This window comes from Rhodoferax sp. SPJ21 (genome assembly GCF_058216335.1).
Genome location: NZ_JBYZMO010000002.1, coordinates 204,658 through 223,322, shown reverse-complemented (window position 1 = coordinate 223,322; position 18,665 = coordinate 204,658). Strand labels below are relative to the sequence as shown.

Annotated in this window: 21 protein-coding genes; 12 read left to right on the top strand and 9 right to left on the bottom strand. The window is 64.6% G+C overall.

The window, feature by feature from the left end; genetic code table 11:
* Positions 1-26 precede the first annotated feature (26 nt).
* From AC4BBN_RS08855 to AC4BBN_RS08820, 8 genes are all read left to right on the top strand, one after another.
* A complete protein-coding gene (locus tag AC4BBN_RS08855) occupies positions 27-1,214 on the top strand; it encodes an MFS transporter (protein ID WP_490591619.1) in 1,188 nt (395 codons plus the stop codon).
* A 94-nt stretch (positions 1,215-1,308) separates the two neighbouring features.
* The gene (gene radA / locus AC4BBN_RS08850; protein WP_490591618.1) at positions 1,309-2,679 is read left to right on the top strand and encodes a DNA repair protein RadA; all 1,371 of its coding nucleotides are present in this window, start codon (positions 1,309-1,311) and stop codon (positions 2,677-2,679) included.
* Between the two features lie 47 nt (positions 2,680-2,726).
* Positions 2,727-2,954: a hypothetical protein gene (locus AC4BBN_RS08845; protein WP_490591617.1), complete on the top strand. Its 228-nt coding sequence runs from the start codon at positions 2,727-2,729 to the stop codon at positions 2,952-2,954.
* Between the two features lie 164 nt (positions 2,955-3,118).
* Complete coding sequence (locus AC4BBN_RS08840) at positions 3,119-4,069, top strand: branched-chain amino acid transaminase (protein ID WP_490591616.1); 951 nt, start codon at positions 3,119-3,121, stop codon at positions 4,067-4,069.
* Positions 4,070-4,202: 133 nt separating this feature from the next.
* On the top strand, positions 4,203-4,409 hold the full coding sequence (locus AC4BBN_RS08835) for a zinc-finger domain-containing protein (RefSeq protein WP_116607525.1): 207 nt from the start codon (positions 4,203-4,205) through the stop codon (positions 4,407-4,409).
* On the top strand, positions 4,399-5,406 hold the full coding sequence (gene waaF, locus AC4BBN_RS08830) for a lipopolysaccharide heptosyltransferase II (RefSeq protein ID WP_490591615.1): 1,008 nt from the start codon (positions 4,399-4,401) through the stop codon (positions 5,404-5,406). The genes AC4BBN_RS08835 and waaF overlap by 11 nt, the downstream gene beginning before the upstream one ends.
* A gap of 128 nt (positions 5,407-5,534) precedes the next feature.
* Entirely contained in the window at positions 5,535-6,605 is a 1,071-nt protein-coding gene (locus tag AC4BBN_RS08825; protein ID WP_490591614.1) for a GGDEF domain-containing protein, read from the top strand.
* Positions 6,606-6,694: 89 nt separating this feature from the next.
* Positions 6,695-8,194, top strand: a complete 1,500-nt coding sequence (locus tag AC4BBN_RS08820) for a protein adenylyltransferase SelO (RefSeq protein WP_490591613.1) — start codon at positions 6,695-6,697, stop codon at positions 8,192-8,194.
* A 94-nt stretch (positions 8,195-8,288) separates the two neighbouring features.
* Here AC4BBN_RS08820 and AC4BBN_RS08815 read toward each other — a convergent pair whose 3' ends face one another.
* Positions 8,289-8,597 carry a BON domain-containing protein gene (locus AC4BBN_RS08815; protein ID WP_490591612.1) on the bottom strand — a complete coding sequence of 103 codons (309 nt, stop codon included), beginning with the start codon at positions 8,595-8,597 and terminating at the stop codon, positions 8,289-8,291.
* A gap of 282 nt (positions 8,598-8,879) precedes the next feature.
* Positions 8,880-9,161, bottom strand: coding sequence for a hypothetical protein (locus AC4BBN_RS08810; RefSeq protein WP_490591611.1), 282 nt, complete (start codon positions 9,159-9,161; stop codon positions 8,880-8,882).
* A 156-nt stretch (positions 9,162-9,317) separates the two neighbouring features.
* Here AC4BBN_RS08810 and AC4BBN_RS08805 point away from each other — a divergent pair, with 156 nt between their 5' ends.
* Complete coding sequence (locus AC4BBN_RS08805; RefSeq protein WP_490591610.1) at positions 9,318-9,860, top strand: NUDIX domain-containing protein; 543 nt, start codon at positions 9,318-9,320, stop codon at positions 9,858-9,860.
* On the opposite strand, the gene AC4BBN_RS08800 is transcribed toward AC4BBN_RS08805, so the two are convergent.
* Positions 9,844-10,008, bottom strand: a complete 165-nt coding sequence (locus tag AC4BBN_RS08800; RefSeq protein WP_490591609.1) for a hypothetical protein — start codon at positions 10,006-10,008, stop codon at positions 9,844-9,846. The two genes, AC4BBN_RS08805 and AC4BBN_RS08800, sit on opposite strands and share 17 nt — an antisense overlap.
* On the opposite strand from AC4BBN_RS08800, the gene AC4BBN_RS08795 reads away from it, so the two are divergent.
* On the top strand, positions 10,007-10,786 hold the full coding sequence (locus tag AC4BBN_RS08795; RefSeq protein WP_490591608.1) for an N-acetylmuramidase domain-containing protein: 780 nt from the start codon (positions 10,007-10,009) through the stop codon (positions 10,784-10,786). The genes AC4BBN_RS08800 and AC4BBN_RS08795 overlap by 2 nt on opposite strands.
* Before the next feature lie 15 nt (positions 10,787-10,801).
* On the opposite strand, the gene AC4BBN_RS08790 is transcribed toward AC4BBN_RS08795, so the two are convergent.
* Both AC4BBN_RS08790 and AC4BBN_RS08785 read right to left on the bottom strand, forming a co-directional pair.
* Positions 10,802-11,239: an EamA family transporter gene (locus tag AC4BBN_RS08790; RefSeq protein ID WP_490591607.1), complete on the bottom strand. Its 438-nt coding sequence runs from the start codon at positions 11,237-11,239 to the stop codon at positions 10,802-10,804.
* Positions 11,240-11,399: 160 nt separating this feature from the next.
* A complete protein-coding gene (locus AC4BBN_RS08785) occupies positions 11,400-12,299 on the bottom strand; it encodes a LysR family transcriptional regulator (protein WP_490591606.1) in 900 nt (299 codons plus the stop codon).
* Positions 12,300-12,423: 124 nt separating this feature from the next.
* On the opposite strand from AC4BBN_RS08785, the gene AC4BBN_RS08780 reads away from it, so the two are divergent.
* The gene (locus AC4BBN_RS08780; RefSeq protein WP_490591605.1) at positions 12,424-12,972 is read left to right on the top strand and encodes a carboxymuconolactone decarboxylase family protein; all 549 of its coding nucleotides are present in this window, start codon (positions 12,424-12,426) and stop codon (positions 12,970-12,972) included.
* Positions 12,973-13,029: 57 nt separating this feature from the next.
* Positions 13,030-13,512, top strand: coding sequence for a nuclear transport factor 2 family protein (locus tag AC4BBN_RS08775; RefSeq protein ID WP_490591604.1), 483 nt, complete (start codon positions 13,030-13,032; stop codon positions 13,510-13,512).
* Between the two features lie 44 nt (positions 13,513-13,556).
* Here the strand turns inward: AC4BBN_RS08775 and AC4BBN_RS08770 are convergent, their stop codons facing one another.
* The 4 genes from AC4BBN_RS08770 to AC4BBN_RS08755 form a co-directional block, all read right to left on the bottom strand.
* Positions 13,557-15,128, bottom strand: coding sequence for an EAL domain-containing protein (locus AC4BBN_RS08770; RefSeq protein ID WP_490591603.1), 1,572 nt, complete (start codon positions 15,126-15,128; stop codon positions 13,557-13,559).
* Between the two features lie 247 nt (positions 15,129-15,375).
* On the bottom strand, positions 15,376-15,849 hold the full coding sequence (locus AC4BBN_RS08765) for a VOC family protein (protein WP_490591602.1): 474 nt from the start codon (positions 15,847-15,849) through the stop codon (positions 15,376-15,378).
* A gap of 167 nt (positions 15,850-16,016) precedes the next feature.
* Positions 16,017-17,066 carry an L-glyceraldehyde 3-phosphate reductase gene (gene mgrA / locus AC4BBN_RS08760; RefSeq protein ID WP_490591601.1) on the bottom strand — a complete coding sequence of 350 codons (1,050 nt, stop codon included), beginning with the start codon at positions 17,064-17,066 and terminating at the stop codon, positions 16,017-16,019.
* A 250-nt stretch (positions 17,067-17,316) separates the two neighbouring features.
* Positions 17,317-18,624 (bottom strand): sensor histidine kinase, encoded by a 1,308-nt coding sequence (locus tag AC4BBN_RS08755; protein WP_490591600.1) that lies wholly within the window; start codon positions 18,622-18,624, stop codon positions 17,317-17,319.
* Between the last annotated feature and the right edge of the window lie 41 nt (positions 18,625-18,665).

Genomic DNA, 18,665 nt, shown 5'->3' with positions numbered 1-18,665 from the left:
GCTATATTTTTAAAAGCACTCTTTCTTTGCACAAGGCCCCACTCTCCACGACCCACTGGCCGCGCGTCATGACGCTCTGGCTGTGCGGCGTGCTGGCGGCCATGCAGTTTTCCAAGGTGTCGTTTGCGTTCCAGGCCCTGCAGTCGGCCTATGGCGCCACCCCAGCGGCCATGGGCTGGATCTTGTCCACCGTGGGCATGGTCGGCCTGGTGTTTGGCGTCACCGTGGGCCTGGTGGCACCGGCACTGGGCTACCGGCGCCTGCTGCTGTTGGGCATGGGACTGGGCGCCGCCCTGGCCGGTGTGCAGGCCCTGGCACCGCCATTTGCCCTGCTGTGGCTGACGCGGCTGCTGGAAGGCGTGTCGCAGCTGGCGGTGGTGGTGGCCGCGCCCACGCTGATCATGCAGCATAGCGCGCCACAGCACCGCGCTATTGCCATGGGGCTGTGGAGCACGTTTGTGGGCGTAGCGTTTGCGCTGACGGCGGCCGGCGGTAGCTGGGTGCTGGCGCACTTCGGTCTGAGTGGGCTGCTGCTGGCCCACGCCATCGGCATGGCCGTGATGTTTGTCGCCGTGCTGTGCATGTTGCCGCCGGACGGCGCGGCCCAGCCCTGGCCACGCCTGGCCGACCTGCCGCAGCTGCATGCGCGCATTTACAGCCAGTGGGCCACGGCGCTGCCGGGCTGCTGTTTCTTCTTCTACACCGTCACGGCGATTGCACTGCTGACCTTCATTCCGCAGCAGGCCGGGGCGGACCGGCCCTGGCTGGCCGTGGTGCTGCCCATGGTCAGCATTGCCGGCACGTTTTCGGCGGGCTGGCTGGCGCAGTCGGTGCTGGCGCCGGCCTGGCTGGTGCGTGCTGCGTTTGCCGGCGTGGCGCTGGCCGGGCTGGCCCTGGGCGGCTGCCTGGGCATGGGCTGGCCCATCGCGCCTGTGGCCCTGCTGCTGGTGTACCTGGTGGGCTTGTCGGGTGGGGCCTCGTTCGCGCTGGTTCCGAGCCTGAGCCAGGTGCCAGCGGTGCAGGCCCGCGCCACCGGCGCCGTGGCCCAGATGGGCAACCTGGGTTCCACCCTGGGCCCGCCGGTGTTTGCCTATGCCATCGCCAACCTGGGCGGCGTTGGCCTGGTGCTGCCGGTGCTGGTGTTTGCGCTGCTGGGCTGCAGCCTGGCGGTGGTGGGCACACTGCGCCACCAGCGGGCGTTGCAAACCTCATAGGGAAATAGGCCGCTGGCGCAGGTATTACATGCGCAGGCAGCTATCAAAATAGGAGTGCTGTGTTTTTGAACAGTATTCGGCTATAGTCCCGGCCATGGCCAAAGACAAAACCATCTACACCTGCAACGAGTGCGGCGGCACCACGCCCAAATGGCTGGGCAAGTGCCCGCACTGCCAGGCCTGGAACACGCTGATCGAGTCCATCGCCGAGCCGGCCGGCGCCAGCAAGAACAACCGCTTCGCCGCACTGGCCAAAACCGCCGAGGTGATGACCCTGGCCGACATCGACGCCACCGACTTCGCGCGCACCCCCACCGGCCTGGACGAGCTGGACCGCGTGCTGGGTGGCGGCATCGTCGAGGGCGGCGTGGTGCTGATCGGCGGCGACCCCGGCATCGGTAAATCCACGCTGCTGCTGCAGGCACTGGACGCCCTGCAACGCGCGGGGCAAAAGACGCTGTACGTCACCGGCGAAGAGAGTGGCGCCCAGGTGGCGCTGCGCTCGCGCCGCTTGGGCATCGTCAACAGCCAGGTGCAGGTGCTGGCCGAGATCCAGCTGGAGAAAATCTTGCACACCCTGCAGGCCCACAAGCCGGCGATTGCGGTGATCGACTCCATCCAGACGGTCTATTCCGACCAGCTCACCTCCGCCCCCGGCTCGGTGGCCCAGGTGCGCGAATGTGCGGCCCACCTCACGCGCGCGGCCAAGTCCAGCGGCGTGGCCATCGTGCTGGTCGGCCATGTGACCAAGGAGGGGGCTCTCGCCGGCCCGCGCGTGCTGGAGCACATGGTGGACACGGTGCTGTACTTCGAGGGCGATACGCACAGTAGCTTCCGCCTGGTGCGTGCCATCAAGAACCGCTTTGGCGCGGTCAACGAGATCGGCGTCTTCGCCATGACCGAGAGCGGTCTGAAGGGCGTGAGCAACCCCAGCGCCATCTTCCTCAGCCAGCATGCCGAGCCGGTGCCCGGCAGCTGCGTGATGGTGACGCTGGAGGGCACGCGCCCGCTGCTGGTCGAAATCCAGGCGCTGGTCGATAGCGGCGGCCCGTCGCCCAGGCGATTGAGCGTGGGCCTGGACAAAGACCGCTTGGCCATGCTGCTGGCCGTGCTGCACCGCCACGCCGGCGTGGCCTGCATGGACCAGGACGTGTTCGTCAACGCAGTCGGCGGCGTGCGCATCAACGAACCGGCGGCTGACTTGGCCGTGCTGCTGGCCATCACCTCCAGTCTGCGCGGCAAGCCACTGCCCAAGGGCTTCATCGCTTTCGGTGAGATCGGCCTGGCCGGCGAAGTACGCCCCGCGCCGCGCGGCCAGGAGCGCCTGAAAGAAGCCGCCAAGCTCGGCTTCAGCGTGGCCATCGTGCCCAAGGCGAATGCGCCGAAGAAGCCGATTGAGGGGCTGACTATTCACGCCGTGGAACGGGTGGAGCAGGCGATGGAGGTGGTGCGCTCTATCGGTTAATTAGGCTCGTGGTTTCGCTGCGCCACCGCTGGGGCGAGAATTTGCGCATGCCATTTCAAAAGATTCTGCTGCCAGCCGCAGGTGTGCTGTTGTGTGCGCTGGCCTACCGACACTGGGGCAGGTCGGGGGTGGCTTTGGCGCTGGGCGCCATCGTGATGTGGGGGCTGCTGCATGTTTCCCGCTTATTGGGGCTGATGCGGCGCGCTTCCTACCAGTCCGTGAGGTCGGTGGCCCTGAGCCGTCCGCTAGGCGAGCTTCAATCGCCCCCGGGTTGACAGCCGGAGCACTACCGCTGGACTAACGCCAGCGTGTCCCACGCCAGCTGCGTCTTCCAGGATGGCAAACTGCTGCATTGGCAGCTGTGGCGGCCCGCGCCGTACGGCGCCTGAGCAGCCCGTAAAATCACCGACTTTCCCCCACGCATTTCTGAGGAACCGCTATGTCCCCGCTTCCCCCTTCAATGGCTGACCGTGACGGCAAAATCTGGATGGACGGCCAGATGGTCGATTGGCGCGACGCCAAGATCCACGTGCTGACGCACACCCTGCACTACGGTTGCGGCGCGTTCGAAGGCGTGCGGGCCTACAACACCGTCAATGGCCCGGCCATCTTCCGGCTGCAGGAGCATACCGAGCGCCTGTTCAACAGCGCCAAGATCCTGCGCATGCAGATCCCGTTTACCCAAGCAGAAGTGAACGACGCGCAATGCGCCGTGATCCGCGAGAACAAGCTCGAATCCGGCTACCTGCGCCCGCTGACCTGGATCGGCGACAAGAAGCTGGGCGTCAGCCCCAAGGGCAACACCATCCACCTGATGGTTGCCGCCTGGCCCTGGGGCGCCTATCTGGGTGAAGAAGGCATGAAGCGCGGCATCCGCGTGAAGATTTCCAGCTACACCCGCCACCACGTCAACATCACCATGACGCAGGCCAAGGCGGTGAGCAACTACACCAACTCCATCCTGGCGAACATGGAAGCCACCGATGATGGCTACGACGAAGCCATGCTGCTGGACGCCAACGGCTTTGTGTCCGAAGGCGCGGGCGAGAACCTGTTTGTGGTCAAGGGCGGAGTGGTCTATACCCCCGATCTGTCGGCCGGCGCATTGAACGGCATCACCCGCAACACCGTGTTCCACATCTGCAAGGATCTGGGCCTGGAAGTGGTGCAAAAGCGCATCACCCGCGACGAGGTGTACATCGCCGACGAGGCCTTCTTCACCGGCACCGCCGCCGAAGTCACGCCCATCCGCGAACTCGACCGCATCGAACTCGGCCGCGACGACTACGTCGGCAGCCGCGGCCCGATCACCGAAAAAATCCAAAGCGCCTTCTTTGACATCGTCAACGGCCGCAATCCCAAATACGCCCACTGGCTGAGCAAGGTGTAACACCCCCAGGCTGCAGCGCCACGCGTCTTTCGCCCACCCCCTTGCAGGGGGCAACACCAGCGGCCCGGCAAAGCCGGTTCCGCGGTGTTCTTGGAAAAACCGGCTACCTCACGGGCCACGGAGAAATTGAAAAATGAGCAACGCCAATATTGAACTGCTAGCCAAAGACCTGAACGCCCAAGGCGGCGTGTTCTGCCCCAGCCCCAAGGCTGACATGAAGCTGTGGAACAGCCACCCCAAGGTCTACCTGGACGTGGCCCACACCGGCTCGGCCAAGTGCCCGTACTGCGGCACGGTGTACGCATTGAAAGCCGGCGAACACTTCGGCGGTGGGCACTAACTCCCTGGTCATCGCGCCCCAATGGATTGGGGACGCGGTGATGACCGAGCCGCTGATGCGTCGCCTGCATGCGCGCGGCGAGCGGCTCACCGTGGGGGCCTTGCCCTGGGTGGCGCCGGTGTACCGCGCCATGCCGCAGGTGGCCGAGGTCATCGACTTTCCCTTTCAGCATGGCGGCTTGCAGTGGCAGGCGCGCCGCGCGATGGCGGCGCAACTCAAGGGCCGTTTCGACACCGCCTACGTGCTGCCGAATTCGCTGAAGAGTGCGTTGCTACCGTTTTTGGCGGGCATTCCGCGCCGTATGGGTTATGTGGGCGAGTCGCGCCTGGTGTTGCTGAACCAGCGCTTGGCCAACCCGCCCAAGGGCCAACGTCCACCCATGGTGGCTTATTACTCGGCCTTGAGTGGTGAAACCGGTCTGGAGCAGGATCGTCCGCATCTGCATCTGGACGCCCAGCCGGTGGCCCAGGCCCTGGCCGCGCTAGGGCTGCAGATCGGCGGCTATGTGGTGTTTGCGCCGGGGGCTGAGTTTGGCCCGGCCAAACGCTGGCCGGCCGCGCACTTTGCGGCCCTGGCCCAGCAGCTGGATGTGCCGGTGGTGTTGCTGGGCTCGGGCAAGGAGCACGCGTTGTGCGAGGAAATCGCCGGCCCGGTCAACGCCGTGCGCCCCGGTTGGGCCCTGAACTTTGCAGGGAAAACCACGCTGGCTCAGGCACTGTCTGCGATAGCTGCTAGCAAAAGTGTAGTGAGCAACGACTCCGGCCTGATGCATGTGGCCGCTGCTTTTGGCGTGCCCCAGGTGGCGGTGTTTGGCTCCAGCAGCCCGCTGCATACACCGCCGCTGAACGAGCACGCCCATGTGCTGTGGTTGAAGCAGGATGCCACCTACCAGCCACCGCTGGATTGCGCGCCGTGCTTCCAGCGCAGCTGCCCTTTGGGCCATACGCGCTGCCTGGTAGACGTGGGGCCGGAACGGGTATTGCATGCTTTAGCATGAGAGGATGCCGCATGAAGTGTATGCACATGGTGCGGCCGTAGTTTTGTAAGAAGCTGTTACATTCCAGCCTCACAGTGGCTTTGCGCCGCACGTCGGAACCAGAGCTTGCCGTCGCTCCAGGTTCTTGGATGAACAACAGAGAAGTGTTTGCCCCATTCATTGCGATGACACCCAAGAATCTCACCCCCGTTTTGCAGCATTTGGTCGATATCACCGGCCACCGCGACCACTCCCGGCTGGAGCTGTCTGTGGTTTCGGCGCTGCGCCAGTTGATGGGCATCCGCCGCATCCGCAAGCTGGAATTTCTTACGCGGGACGATGTGACGTATGTGCGAGGGTATTTGTTGCTGGAGAACGACCAGGTGTTCGCCATGGAAGAAAACAGCTCCGAAGACAACGTGGAGCTGCTCAGCGAATACCCGGAATTGGTGCATTGCATAGAGCAGCAGACCGATCGCGTGCATCGCATCGAGGCAGATGGTTCCGATGTGCTGTGGCTGCCCGTGCGGCTGGACAACAAGATCGTCTCCTGCATTGAGATCACCAACGACACCGCCTACAGTGTCCAGGCCATCGACACGATCCACGGCATCATCGAGGTCTACCGCAATTACCAGAGCCTGCTGGACTACAGCGAGCGCGACGCGCTCACCGGGCTGTTCAACCGCAAGACCTTTGACGAACAGTTTTCGCGCTACGCACGCACCAACGTCGCCCCGGGTCCTACGGGCGAGCGGCGCAACAGTGGCGACACGCAGTGGCTGGCCGTGGTGGACATCGACCACTTCAAGCTGGTCAACGACCGGTTTGGCCACGTCTATGGCGACGAGGTGTTGATCCTGGTGGCCAATTTGTTGCGTTCGTCGTTCCGCAGCAATGACCGTATCTTCCGCTTTGGTGGGGAAGAGTTTGTGGTGCTGGTGCGGTCGGCCGACCTGGAGATTGCACGCAGCATCTTTGAGCGCTTCCGCCAGAACATCGAGGAATACGAGTTCCCGCAGGTGGGCCGCGTCACCGTCAGCGTAGGCTTTACCGGCACCAGCCAGGGTGCGCCGGTGGAAATCCTCGGCCATGCCGACCAGGCCCTGTATTACGCCAAGCAGCACGGCCGTAACCAGGTGTGCTACTACGAAGAGTTGATGTCCAGTGGCGGCCTGCATGTGGCCGACGTGGCGCACAACGACGTGGAATTGTTCTAAAAAGCCTGGCTGTCTTGCGCGCGTCTGCTTTAGCCTAAAGTAGGGGGTATGCAGGGTTGTCCCTGCCCCGCCAACCCGAAAGCCGCGCCATGCCCCTTGAGACCGACGTTGCCTTCCGCTTCGACAACAGCTACGCCCGCGAGCTGACAGGCTTTTACGCGCCCTGGCAACCCGCCCAGGTGCCCCAGCCCGCCATGGTCAAACTCAACCGCGCCCTGGCGACCGAGCTGGGTCTGGATGCCGAGGCCCTGGACTCTCCCAAAGGCGCGGACATCTTCGCTGGCAACCGCGTGCCCGATGGCGCCCAACCCCTGGCCCAGGCCTACGCAGGCCACCAGTTCGGCGGCTTCTCACCCCAGTTGGGCGATGGCCGGGCGCTGTTGCTGGGCGAGGTAATTGACGTGCACGGCCGGCGGCGCGACATCGCCCTCAAAGGCTCAGGCCGCACGCCGTTTTCACGGGGTGGTGACGGCAAGGCCGCGCTGGGCCCGGTGTTGCGCGAGTACCTCATGGGCGAGGCCATGCACGCCTTGGGCATTCCCACGACGCGCGCGCTGGCAGCAGTGACCACGGGTGAGAAAGTGCGCCGCGACGGTGCGCCTCCTGGCGCCGTGCTGGCCCGCGTGGCGGCCAGCCATATCCGCGTAGGCACCTTCCAGTTCTTCGCCGCGCAGGGTGAGGAGCTGCAGCTGAAAAAGCTGGCCGACTACGTCATCGCCCGGCACGACCCAGAGGCTGCACACGCCGCCAACCCCTATCTGGCGCTGTTCCAGGCCGTGTGTGAACGCCAGGCGCAGCTGGTGGCGCAGTGGATGCTGGTCGGCTTCATCCACGGCGTGATGAACACCGACAACATGGCCTTGTCTGGCGAAACCATTGATTACGGCCCCTGCGCCTTCATGGACCCGTACGACCCGGCCACGGTGTTCAGCTCTATCGACCACCAGGGCCGCTACGCCTACGGCAACCAGCCGGCCATCGTCCGCTGGAACCTGGCCCGCCTGGCCGAGACCCTGCTGCCCCTGGTGCACGCCGACAGCGACCAGGCCGTGGCCCTGGTCACCGAGGTGCTGGACCTGTTCCCCGACCGCTACCAGCAGCATTGGCTGGACGGCATGCGCCGCAAGCTGGGCCTGGCCAGCGCGCAACAAGACGACCTGGTGCTGGCCCAGGGCTTTCTGGCCACGCTGCAAGACCAGGCGGTGGATTACACCCAGGCCTTCCGTGGCCTGGCCGACCTGGTGGACGCGCCCGGCGGCCCAGAGGCGGATGCACTGCGGGCCCGTTTCAGCGACACCAGCGCCCTGGATACCTGGCTTGCCCGCTGGCAGGCCCGCCAGGGCCAGGACGCTATGCCGGCCGCGCAGCGCGCCCAGGCTATGCGCCAAGTCAACCCGGTCTATATCCCGCGCAACCACCGGGTCGAAGAAGCCCTGGCTGCCGCCGTGGAGCGTGGCGACTATGCCCCTTTCGAACGCCTGCTGGCCGTGCTGTCGCACCCCTTCGATGCGCAGGCAGGCTCTGCAGCCTACGCCGAGCCCGCGCCTGCGGCCACGCAGCAGGGCTACCGCACTTTTTGCGGCACCTGAACGCCAACGGCCCCTGCTATCTTTGCGATAGCAGGGGCCGTTGGATCCATCAACGCCGGGCGGCAATTAGCCGCTGTAGGCCGCTGGTGGCTGATTACTCGTTGTTGTCGGTCGAGAAGGTGCGCACTGCGCTGTAAGCGTTGGCTACGCCGGGAACCTTGCTGGCCACAAAGCGGGCCTTGGCTTCTTCCACGGGGCCTTGGGTCCAGCCGTGCAGGGTGATGCTGCCGTTGTCGGCGGTCACGGTCAGGTCCTTGGCGTCGCTGCCCAGGCTGCTGCTCAGAGCGGTTTGAACTTGGCCTGCCAGGTCGGCGTCGTTGCTGGCGGCGTGTGCGGGCAAGAAAGCGCCAGCGGTCAGGGCAAACAGAGCGGAAGCGGCGATGCGGTTGAAAGTGCGTGTCATGGTGGTTCCTTTGGGTTAACTGGGTTTTTGCACCGTATCCGGTGCAGTGTGTTGTCGATGGGGTGATCTTCCCAAGCCGCCGCCAACCCCGTGTTGCGGAACCCCGCAGGCAGATTTCAACTGCAATCTAGGGTGAAACCCTAGGTATTCTGCACACTATGGATTTAATAGCTGTCTACGCAGGTAGAAGCTGCGCTGCAGCCTGATTTCTTCATATTTCAAATCGGACATAAAAAAGCCCGCCATATTGCTACGGCGGGCTCTCTGTTCACGCAGAGGGGCTTATGCGTGGTGCAGGATCTTGTGTTTGGTGGCTGGGTGGTGGGCCGTCTTGCTCAGCTTGCCGTCGGCCTTCACCGGGGTATGGGCTACCTTGTGGACAGGGTGCTTCACCACTTTCTTGGCAGCGACCTTGTGCACGGGCTTGGCGGGTGCGGAGGTGGTCTTCACCACCGGCGCGGTGGCGGGTGCCACGGTGGGGGTTGCGGCGGCGGGGGCCTGGGCAAAGCTGGCGGCGCTGGCGGCAGCGAGGGCGAAGGCGGCGATCAGGGTCTTGGCTTGCATGGTGGCTCCTGGAAAGTAGCGTTTAGGTCTATCGTTTGTCACGGGTATGGAGTGTTGAATTCCATGTGTCTACAACGCCTGCGGCTGGCGCTCTGGCCGACGCCTGTGCCTGCAAAGTTTTGTAATCCTGCGCGGCGGCTAGACCACAATGGCGGCATGACAGCACCCGAGATCCACACCACCGCTAGCCAGATCGTTTACCGCAACCGTTGGATGGCGGTGCGCGAGGACAGCATCGTGCGCGCCGACGGCAGCACCGGCATCTACGGCGTGGTCGAGAAGCCAGACTTCGCCGTCATCGCCGCGCTGCGTGACGGCCAGCTCTATCTGGTCGAGCAGTACCGCTACCCGGTGCGCCAGCGCTTCTGGGAGCTACCCCAAGGCTCATGGGAGGGCCAGACCATAGACCCGTTGAGTCTGGCGCGCGCCGAGTTGCGGGAAGAAACCGGCCTGGTGGCTGGCCAGATGCAGCACGCCGGCCGCCTGTTCCTGGGCTACGGCTATTCCACCCAGGCCTACGACCTGTTCCTGGCCACCGACTGCGAGCAGCACGCGCCGGAGCTGGATGTGGAAGAGCAGGGCCTGGTGGCGCGACCCTTCGACATCGCCACCGTACAAGCCATGGTGTGCGACGGCAGCATCCAGGACGCCACCACCGTCGCCGCCTTTGGCCTGCTGCGCCTCAAAGGTTTGATTTAAACGCTCTTGTTTTGCTAGCTTCCAGCGCAGGCTGCGCCTGGGCTGGAGAGCCCAACGCCTTGCGAAAGTAAGCGCGGGTGTAGCGCTGTCGCTGAAATCGGCGTTCAACATCGGCCGCGTCATCCTTTGCCTCAAGGAGTTGTGCCATGGAGTTCACCGGAAAAACCAGCCCTTTGACTGCCCAGGGCGTTGCGAACGCCGCCGCCTCCTTGGGCGTAGATCCGCCCGCGCTATGGGCCGTGCTGACGGTGGAGACCAGTGGCTGCGGCTTTCTGCCGGACCGCCGACCCAAGATACTGTTTGAACGCCATTGGTTCAGCCGCCTGACCCATGGCCGGTTTGACGCCGACCCCTCGGGCATTAGCAACCCGGTGGCTGGGGGCTACGGCGCTGGCGGCGCCCCGCAGTACGACCGCCTGACCCAAGCCATGGCGCTGGACGCCGACGCCGCTTTGCAAAGCACGTCTTGGGGCCTGGGCCAGATCATGGGCTTCAACGCCGTGGCCGCCGGCTGTGCCAATGTGAACGCGCTGGTCGCCGCCTCGCAGGACTCTGAAGACGCCCAGCTCCGCGCCATGGCGGCCTTTGTGCAGCACGCGAAATTGGCCGACAGTCTGCGCCGCGGCGACTGGGCCCAGTTCGCCCTGCACTACAAGGGCACGGACTTCCAGAAGAACAAGTACGACCAGAAGCTGGATCTGTTCCACAAACGCTATCTGCAAGGCCCCATGCCCGATCTGACGGTGCGCGGCGTGCAGCTAGGCCTGATGGTGCTGGGCTACGGCGGTAACGGCTTTGTGGACGGCTGGTTTGGCGCCGCCACCCAGAGAGCGCTGATGCGCTACCAGCAGCAGGCAGGCCTGCCTGTAAGCGGCGCCATCGATGCGGCCACGCAGGCGCGGCTGTGGGGCGATCTGGGCTGGTAACCAGCCGGGCGCTGCTCAGCGCTTGACCGCCAGTACCAGCACGCCGCCGGCCACCAGGCCAATGCCCGCCCATTCGCGCAGCGAGGGGCGCTCGCCCAGGAATGCAAAGGCAAACACCGCTACCAGCACCAGGCTGAACTTGTCCACCGGCGCCACCTGCGAGGCCTGGCCCATTTGCAATGCCCGGAAGTAGCACACCCACGACGCCCCCGTGGCCAGGGCCGACAGGCCCAGGAACAGCAGGGTGCGTGGCGACAGACTGCGCGGGTCCATCCACTTGCCGGTGGCACCCACAAACACCGCCAGCAGACAGACGATGATGGCCGTTCGCACCAGCGTGGCGAAGTCCGAATCCACGCCCTGTATGCCCACCTTGGCAAAGATCGCCGTCAGCGCCGCAAAGCAGGCCGACAAAGCGGCCCAGAAGAACCAGCCGTGGGAGGATTCAAGCATGGGTGGCCTTTCGTACATGCAGTGGTGCTGATTCTGCATCCGCGCTGTTTGCTTGCGTGTGGTTGCTATGTAAAGAGTAGCTGCTGGCGCAGGCAGTATCTGCGCCATAGGGCAATTTGCCTTAAATCCCTGGGGCGTATAGAACGGCCAAGATCGGTGCCTACTCCAGCGCCCCTACGCCCCGCAACCGCTCCACCGCCATGTCCAGAAACGCCCGTACCCGCTGCGCTGCGTAGCGCCCCTCGCGGTGCAGCAGGTGTACCGGCAGGACTGGGGGCTCGTAGTCGGCCAGCAGAATCTGCAGGCGTCCGGCGCGCACATGCTCGGCCACCTGGTAGGACAGCAGGCGGGTGATGCCAAAGCCGCTGACGGCGGCGGCCATGGCGGCGTCGTTGGTGGTGGTGAGCATGCGGGGCTGCAGCTTGACCACACGCGGCTCGCCCTGGTGCCAGAAGCGCCATTCGCTGGTGGGGCCCGTGCCGTGGATGGTGGTGACGGTGTGGTCTGCCAGGTCCTGCGGCGTGCTGGGTGTGCCGTGCTGGGCCAGGTAGGCGGGAGCGGCGCAGACCACGCGGCGCACCTGGTTGACGCGCACCGCCTGCATGCTGGAGTCGGGCAGGGCGCCTATGCGCACGGCCACGTCCACCCCTTCGTCCAGCAGGTTCACCACCCGGTCCAGGAACAGGCAGTGGGCCTGCACCTCGGGGTAGCGCTGCAGGTAGTCGGTGACCACAGGCATGACGTGCATCGCACCAAACATCAGCGGCGCGGTCAGCACCAGGCGGCCACGCGGTGCGCCGTGCATGCCGGCCACCGAGGCGTCGGCATCGGCCAGCTCGGCCAGGATGCGGCGGCAGTCCTCGGCGTGGCGGGCGCCGGCCTCGGTCAGGCGCACCACCCGGGTGGTGCGCGTGAGTAGGCGCACGCCCAGGTGGCTTTCCAGGTCGTTGATGGCGCGGGTCACGGCCGGGGGCGACAGCTGCAGCTGGCGCGCGGCGCCTGCGAAGCCTTGCGCGTCGGCCACGGCCACAAAGATCTGCATGGCCTGGAGTCTGTCCATATTCTTCCTGTTTGTGGAATGGTGTATTGAAAATTTAGGTGATTCTATTTGTTGGAAGGTATTAATACAGTACATCCATCCGCTGCATACCGCACGGACACAGCCCTAACTAAAGGAAACCACCATGTCCCGTATCTCCATCCCCACCGTCGAACAATCTCTGCCGGCTGCCCAGCCTCTGCTGGCCGCTGTACAACAGCAGCTGGGCGTGGTACCCAATCTGATGAAGCTGGTGGGCCACAGCCCGGCCGCGCTGGAGGGCTATTTGTCGCTGAATGGCGCGCTGGCCAAGGCCTCGTTGAACGCTGGCCTGCGCGAGCGTATTGCCCTGGCGGTGGCGGAATACAACGGCTGCGATTACTGCCTGTCGGCCCACACCTATCTGGGCTTACATGTGGCCAAGCTCAGCCAGGAGGAGATCACCGCCGCCCGAGCCGGTGAGTCCAGCGATGCACGGACCGCCGCTGCTTTGCGTTTTGCCCGCAGTGTGGCGAGCAACCGTGGCCGTGTGTCCGATGCCGAGTTGGCCGCTGTGCGCGCCGCAGGTTTTGGCGAAGCCGCCGTGCTGGAAATTGTGGCCACAGTGGCCTTGAATGTGCTGACCAACTACATCAACAATGTGGCGCAGACCGATATTGACTTCCCGGTCGTGCGCGCTGGCGCAGCCGCCTGATAGCTTGTTGGCAGACGCTGCCCGTCTGCCTGGTTTAACCTTTGCCTGGAGCCCACCATGAGCCTGACCCCCGAAGCCCCCCGCCCACCCCTGCCGCCGTTCAACGCCGACACCGCCGCACAGAAGGTGCGCCTGGCCGAGGACGCCTGGAACAGCCGCGATCCGGCCCGCGTGGCGCTGGCCTACACGCCGGACAGCCGCTGGCGCAACCGCGCGGAGTTTCCGCAGGGCCGTGCTGAGATCGAGGTGTTTCTGCAGCGCAAATGGGTGCGCGAGCTGGACTACCGGTTGATCAAGGAGCTGTGGGCTTTTCAGGGCAACCGTATTGCCGTGCGCTTTGCCTATGAGTGGCGCGACGCGGCGGGCCAGTGGTTTCGCTCCTACGGCAATGAGAATTGGCTGTTTGATGCGCACGGCTTTATGGCCGAGCGCCACGCCAGCATCAACGACCTGGCGATCACCGAGGCCGAGCGCAAATTCCATTGGCCCCTAGGTCGCCGGCCCGAAGACCACCCAGGGCTGAGCGCACTGGGTTTATGAAAGTGCTACGTTTTTGATAGCTGTTGGCGCAGTATTTATATGCGCTAGCGCTGATTTTCAGCCGCAAGGTAGTCCAGAAATGCCTGCAGCGGCATGGGCTTGGCAAAGTAGTAGCCCTGGCCGTACTGCACGCCCAGGGCGCTGAGCTGGGCTGCCTGGGCGGCGTTTTCAATGCCTTCGGCGACGACCTTGCTGTCTACCGCCTTGGCGATGGCGACGATCTCGGGGATCAGGCTGGAGCGCAGGCTGGCGTCTTCCATCTCGAACACAAAGGACTTGTCGATTTTCAGGAAGTCGGGCGCCACGCGCTTGACCATGCCCAGGTTGGAATAGCCGGTGCCGAAGTCGTCGATGGCGATCAGGTAGCCGTCGGCCTTGAGGCGCTGCAGTTCGGGCACGATCTCGGGTGAGAAGTTGTACTCGGTGACCTCCAGCTCCACCTGCAGGTCTTTGCGGCCGGTGGCGTGCATGACGGCTTGCAGGTGCGCATGGACCCGGTCGCGTTGCAGGTTATTGGGGAAGAAGTTCAGCGCGATCTTGAATTCGGTTTGCGCCGGCAGGGCCGCGCCCAGTTCGCGTAGGGCGCAGGCGCTGACTGCCGCGTCAAAAGTCCAGCCCAGGTTTTGCAGTACCAGCGCGGGGATGAACTGGTCGGGGTAGACCAGCTTTTTGCGGTCCTGCAGCCGTGCCAGTACCTCGCAGCCTATGGTGCGGCCGGTGGCCAGGTCGCGGATCGGCTGGTAGTGGCAGACCACGTTGTCCGGCCGGCACAGGTGGCGGATGCGGTAGTCCATGGACTGGTAGTGCCGGCAGCGCCGGGTCACCACGTCGGCGACCAGAAAGCCCAGCAGCGTGCACAGGCCCAGGGCGCCCAGCAGCAGGGCCCAGTAGTCGGCCAATAGTTCGCGCAGCTGCAGTACCGACTGGGCCGACAGCTGGACCATGTTGGGCAGGGTGTTGCTGACCTGGAGCACGCCCTTGTCGGTGTCCAGTTGCAGGTGCGGTGTGTTGGGGCCGACCCGGGGGCTGGTCAGGCTGGCGCGCTCACCACGGAAAACCTGGGTGCGTTCGGCGCTGCGGCCGGCCCACAGCGTGTCGCTGTATTGCACCTTGGCATCGCGGGTGGCGTTGTCGTCCAGTGCGACCTGGAAGTGGCCGCTTTCCACCAGGGTCACGAATACGGTTTCATTGGCCAGCGGCAAGGGGGCGTTCAGGTAGTAGTGGCCGGCCTGGCCCTGGAACCCGCCGGTGTTGGGTGCCAGGGGCGGGTAGATGTCGCCCAGGCTGGTGCTGCAGACCAATTGGCGCTGGTCGTCGAGGATGCCGATGTCGCCCACCACCCGGTGTTTAAACAGCAGGCTGCGCAGTTTGGTGCGGTTGTCGTTGGTGCAGTCTGCGGGGTAGATGCTGTTGAGCTCCAGCAGCAGCGCGCCGACTTCCACGCGCCGGTTCTCCATGACGCGGAACAAGGTGGCATGGCCGCGGTCGAGCTCGCGCACGCGCAGTACGACGCCGGCCAGCACGATCGCCAGGCCCATGGTCAGCGCTATGGCAATGCCGCTCAGGCCGCCGACCAGCCGGGGGCGTCGCCCAAGCGCGCGCTTCAAACCTGGCATGGCTGCATATTCCAACGACCCGGCATGGTTGGCTCCCCTTTGAACACTTTCTTACGGCTATTGGTTGCGCTGGCCGGGTGCCGCCCCGGCGCAGAGCTTATGCATTGTCAACACATTTATTCCGCTCTCAGATGGTGGGAACCCGTGCGGAGCGTACAGCCGGATTCTAGGAGTGGAATATGCCTGGGTGTAGATGAATTCTACGTAGGCAGCTATCAAAAAATGAGTACAAATGGCTACCGTTGGCTCAGGCGCTGTGGTAGGCCTGCTCCAGGGCCGCAATGTCGAGCTTGACCATTTGCAGCATGGCGGCCACGGCGCGTTGGGCTGCGGCTGTGTCGCTGTCTTGCATCATGGCAGTCAAGGTTTTGGGCACGATCTGCCAGGACACGCCGAATTTATCGGTCAGCCAGCCGCATTGCTGGGCGTGGCCACCCTCCAGCAGACGGCTCCACAGTTGGTCCAACTGGGCTTGTGTGTCGCACGGAACCACCATGGAGATGGCTGGAGAAAAGTGGAAGTAGGGCCCGCCGTTGAGCGCCACGAATTCCTGGCCATCCAGCACAAACTCTACCGTCATGACCGAGCCTACGGGCCGGTGTGTGCTCTCCACATAGCGCGTGGTGCTGACGATGCGTGCGTTGGGGAAGACGGAGACATAGAAATGTGCCGCTTCTTCGGCCATTCCGTCAAACCACAGGCAAGGACCGATTTTTTGCATGAAAAGCACCTCCAGTCGTGGGTATGCAGGGCGGGTAAATAAACCTTCAAACCCACGACTGTAGTGCTCCGGCGGCACGTACGTGCTTTTTTTATTGCTACTGTTTGTATAGCTCGTAACGGACCTGTGTGGACGTGCTCGGCGCTAGGCGGGCGCGGGTGCCGGGGTCAGGCCAGGCGCTGGTCCGTGGAGGGCTTTTTCCACAGGTTGATGCCGCCGTCTACCGCATGCTGGTCGATCGCAGCCAGCTCTTCCGCGCTGAACTGCGCGTTTTTCAGCGCTCCCACCAGCTCCACGATTTGCTCTGGCCGGCTGGCACCGATCAGCGCCGAGGTCACGCGCGGATCGCGCAGCACCCAGGCGATGGCCATCTGCGCCAGGCTTTGGCCGCGCGCCAGGGCCATGTCGTTGAGCGCACGCACATGGGCCAGATTTTGCGGGCTCAGGTGCTCGCTCTTGAACGAGCCGCCGCCGGGCTGGTTGATGCGTGCCGTAGCCGGAATGCCGTTCAGGTATTTGTCGGTCAGCAGGCCCTGGGCCAGTGCGCTGAAGGCGATGCAGCCTATGCCTTGTTCACCCAGGGTGTCCAGCAGCTCTTCTTCGATCCAGCGGTTCAGCATGCTGTAGGACGGCTGGTGGATCAGGCAGGGTACGCCCATTTCTTTCAGGATGGCGGAGGCCTCGCGGGTCTTGCCGGCCGAGTAGCTGGACAGGCCCACATACAGCGCCTTGCCCTGCTGCACGGCCGTGGCCAGCGCGCCCATGGTTTCTTCCAGCGGGGTGTCGGGGTCGAAGCGGTGCGAGTAGAAGATATCTACATAGTCCAGGCCCATGCGCTGCAGGCTTTGGTCCAGGCTGGCCAGCACGTACTTGCGGCCACCGCCGCCCTGGCCGTAGGGGCCGGGCCACATGTCGTAGCCGGCCTTGCTGGAGATCACCAGCTCGTCGCGGTAGGGCTTGAAGTCGCGGCGCATGTGCTCGCCGAAGTTGGTTTCGGCGCTGCCATAGGGCGGGCCGTAGTTGTTGGCCAGGTCGAAGTGGGTGATACCCAGGTCAAAGGCGGTGCGCAGCATGGCTCGCTGGGTTGCCAGTGGCGTGGTGTCGCCAAAGTTGTGCCATAGGCCCAGGGTGATGGCGGGAAGCTGCAGGCCGCTGCGCCCAGAGCGGCGGTACGGCATTTTGTCGTCGTAGCGATCGGCTGCGGCGTGGTAGGTCATGTTCTGTCTCCAAGGCTGTTGTTAGAACGTTCTAATCGGAGCAGGCATTCTAGGAAGGATCGCCGCGATTTGTGCGGCAGCCGCACTATCCCCTCGCAGGCATATGGAAGCTTATGGCGGCCTCTAGCCGTCAAGGGTGGTGGAAGGCAAGCCTTCCAGAAACAGCGCAGAACTGGCTATGCCAGGCTGCAGCTGTTGCCCCCTGCAAGGGGGTTGGCGAAAAGTGCGTAGCACTGTAGCCTGGGGGTGTTCAACAAGGCAGTTCGATGACAAAGCAGGCGCCGCCGCCTTCGCGGCCTTCGCAGCGCACGCTGCCACCGTGGCGTTCGGCGATGGACTTGACCAGGGCCAGGCCCAGGCCTACACCGCCATCGCGTTCGCTGGCGCCGGGCAGGCGGTAGAAGGGCTCAAAAATGCGTTCGCGCAGCTCGACCGGCACGCCAGGGCCGCGGTCGAATACGCGCAGTACCGCGTTGCCGCCGTGCCGCTGCAGGCTGACGTCCACATCGCCGCTGGTGTAGCGGCGGGCGTTTTCCAGCAGATTACGCACTGCGCGGCGCAGCAGCTTGGCCACGCCGTGCACCTCGTAGGTTTGGTCGGGCTCGCCTTCCACACCGACCTCAAACGAGGCATCGGTGCGGGCGCATTCTTCGGCCACCAGGCCGGTCAGGTCCACCTCTTCCACTGTGCCCAGGTCGGCCTCTTTGGCGTCCAGCCGGCTGGCCAGCAGGATTTCGTCCACCAACTGGTCCAGCTCAGCGATGTTGCGGTTGATCTCGTTCTTGAAGGCCGGCGAGGGCGATGAGCCCATCAGCTCGATACCCATGCGGATGCGCGTGAGTGGCGAGCGCAGCTCGTGCGAGGCATTCGCCAGCAGGGACTTTTGCGACTGCAGCAAAGTTTTGTGCGAGGCCACCAGGGTCTCAATGCGTTCGGCTGCGGTGTTGAAGCGCTGGGCCAGCAGGCCAGCCTCGTCGCGGCCATGGATGGGCACGCGTACCGACAGGTCACCGGTGCCCCATTGCTCCACGCTGCGCTGCAGCGATTCCAGGCGCCGCGTCAGGCGCCGGATGATGGGGTACATGGCCAGTGCCATGGCAATACCCACCATGCCCAACGTCCAGAAGAAGCCAAACGGCGGGCGCAGCCACCAGGTGCGGGCCGGGCGCGGCAGGTGGATCAGCACACGTTGGCCGTCATGCATGCGGACCACGAATTCGGGGCCCCGGCTGTCCATGGTTTCGGGCGAGGGCGGGGGCAGCTCCGTGAGGTCGTCGGCATCCTCTGGTGCTACAGGCGCGGCCGGGGCGCTGGCCGGCGGGACGATCTGCAGCCCATCGGGCGAAACGCGCAATTGGCGGGTCGTGCCTTTGCCGATGATTTCTCCGGCCCGGTTGCGTATGACCAGTTCGCGCAGCGGTGGATCGGCGGCCATGCGCCAAGCCAGGCCAACCATCAGCATCAGCACGGCCAGGGCCAGCAGCACGGCCAGCCAGATGCGCACGTACAAGCGCTGCAGCAGCGAGGGCAGGGAAGGTTGCATCGGGACGTAGTCCATCTCAGTTCTATCCGGTCGGGCTGTGAAGCCCCGAAATGTAC

Coding starts and splice junctions, on each gene's coding strand:
- radA (WP_490591618.1), top strand. CDS start 1,309: ATGGCCAAAGACAAAACCATCTACACCTGCAACGAGTGCGGCGGCACC.
- AC4BBN_RS08845 (WP_490591617.1), top strand. CDS start 2,727: ATGCCATTTCAAAAGATTCTGCTGCCAGCCGCAGGTGTGCTGTTGTGT.
- AC4BBN_RS08840 (WP_490591616.1), top strand. CDS start 3,119: ATGTCCCCGCTTCCCCCTTCAATGGCTGACCGTGACGGCAAAATCTGG.
- AC4BBN_RS08835 (WP_116607525.1), top strand. CDS start 4,203: ATGAGCAACGCCAATATTGAACTGCTAGCCAAAGACCTGAACGCCCAA.
- AC4BBN_RS08825 (WP_490591614.1), top strand. CDS start 5,535: ATGAACAACAGAGAAGTGTTTGCCCCATTCATTGCGATGACACCCAAG.
- AC4BBN_RS08820 (WP_490591613.1), top strand. CDS start 6,695: ATGCCCCTTGAGACCGACGTTGCCTTCCGCTTCGACAACAGCTACGCC.
- AC4BBN_RS08815 (WP_490591612.1), bottom strand. CDS start 8,597: ATGACACGCACTTTCAACCGCATCGCCGCTTCCGCTCTGTTTGCCCTG.
- AC4BBN_RS08810 (WP_490591611.1), bottom strand. CDS start 9,161: ATGCAAGCCAAGACCCTGATCGCCGCCTTCGCCCTCGCTGCCGCCAGC.
- AC4BBN_RS08805 (WP_490591610.1), top strand. CDS start 9,318: ATGACAGCACCCGAGATCCACACCACCGCTAGCCAGATCGTTTACCGC.
- AC4BBN_RS08795 (WP_490591608.1), top strand. CDS start 10,007: ATGGAGTTCACCGGAAAAACCAGCCCTTTGACTGCCCAGGGCGTTGCG.
- AC4BBN_RS08800 (WP_490591609.1), bottom strand. CDS start 10,008: ATGGCACAACTCCTTGAGGCAAAGGATGACGCGGCCGATGTTGAACGC.
- AC4BBN_RS08790 (WP_490591607.1), bottom strand. CDS start 11,239: ATGCTTGAATCCTCCCACGGCTGGTTCTTCTGGGCCGCTTTGTCGGCC.
- AC4BBN_RS08785 (WP_490591606.1), bottom strand. CDS start 12,299: ATGGACAGACTCCAGGCCATGCAGATCTTTGTGGCCGTGGCCGACGCG.
- AC4BBN_RS08780 (WP_490591605.1), top strand. CDS start 12,424: ATGTCCCGTATCTCCATCCCCACCGTCGAACAATCTCTGCCGGCTGCC.
- AC4BBN_RS08775 (WP_490591604.1), top strand. CDS start 13,030: ATGAGCCTGACCCCCGAAGCCCCCCGCCCACCCCTGCCGCCGTTCAAC.
- AC4BBN_RS08770 (WP_490591603.1), bottom strand. CDS start 15,128: ATGCCAGGTTTGAAGCGCGCGCTTGGGCGACGCCCCCGGCTGGTCGGC.
- AC4BBN_RS08765 (WP_490591602.1), bottom strand. CDS start 15,849: ATGCAAAAAATCGGTCCTTGCCTGTGGTTTGACGGAATGGCCGAAGAA.
- mgrA (WP_490591601.1), bottom strand. CDS start 17,066: ATGACCTACCACGCCGCAGCCGATCGCTACGACGACAAAATGCCGTAC.
- AC4BBN_RS08755 (WP_490591600.1), bottom strand. CDS start 18,624: ATGGACTACGTCCCGATGCAACCTTCCCTGCCCTCGCTGCTGCAGCGC.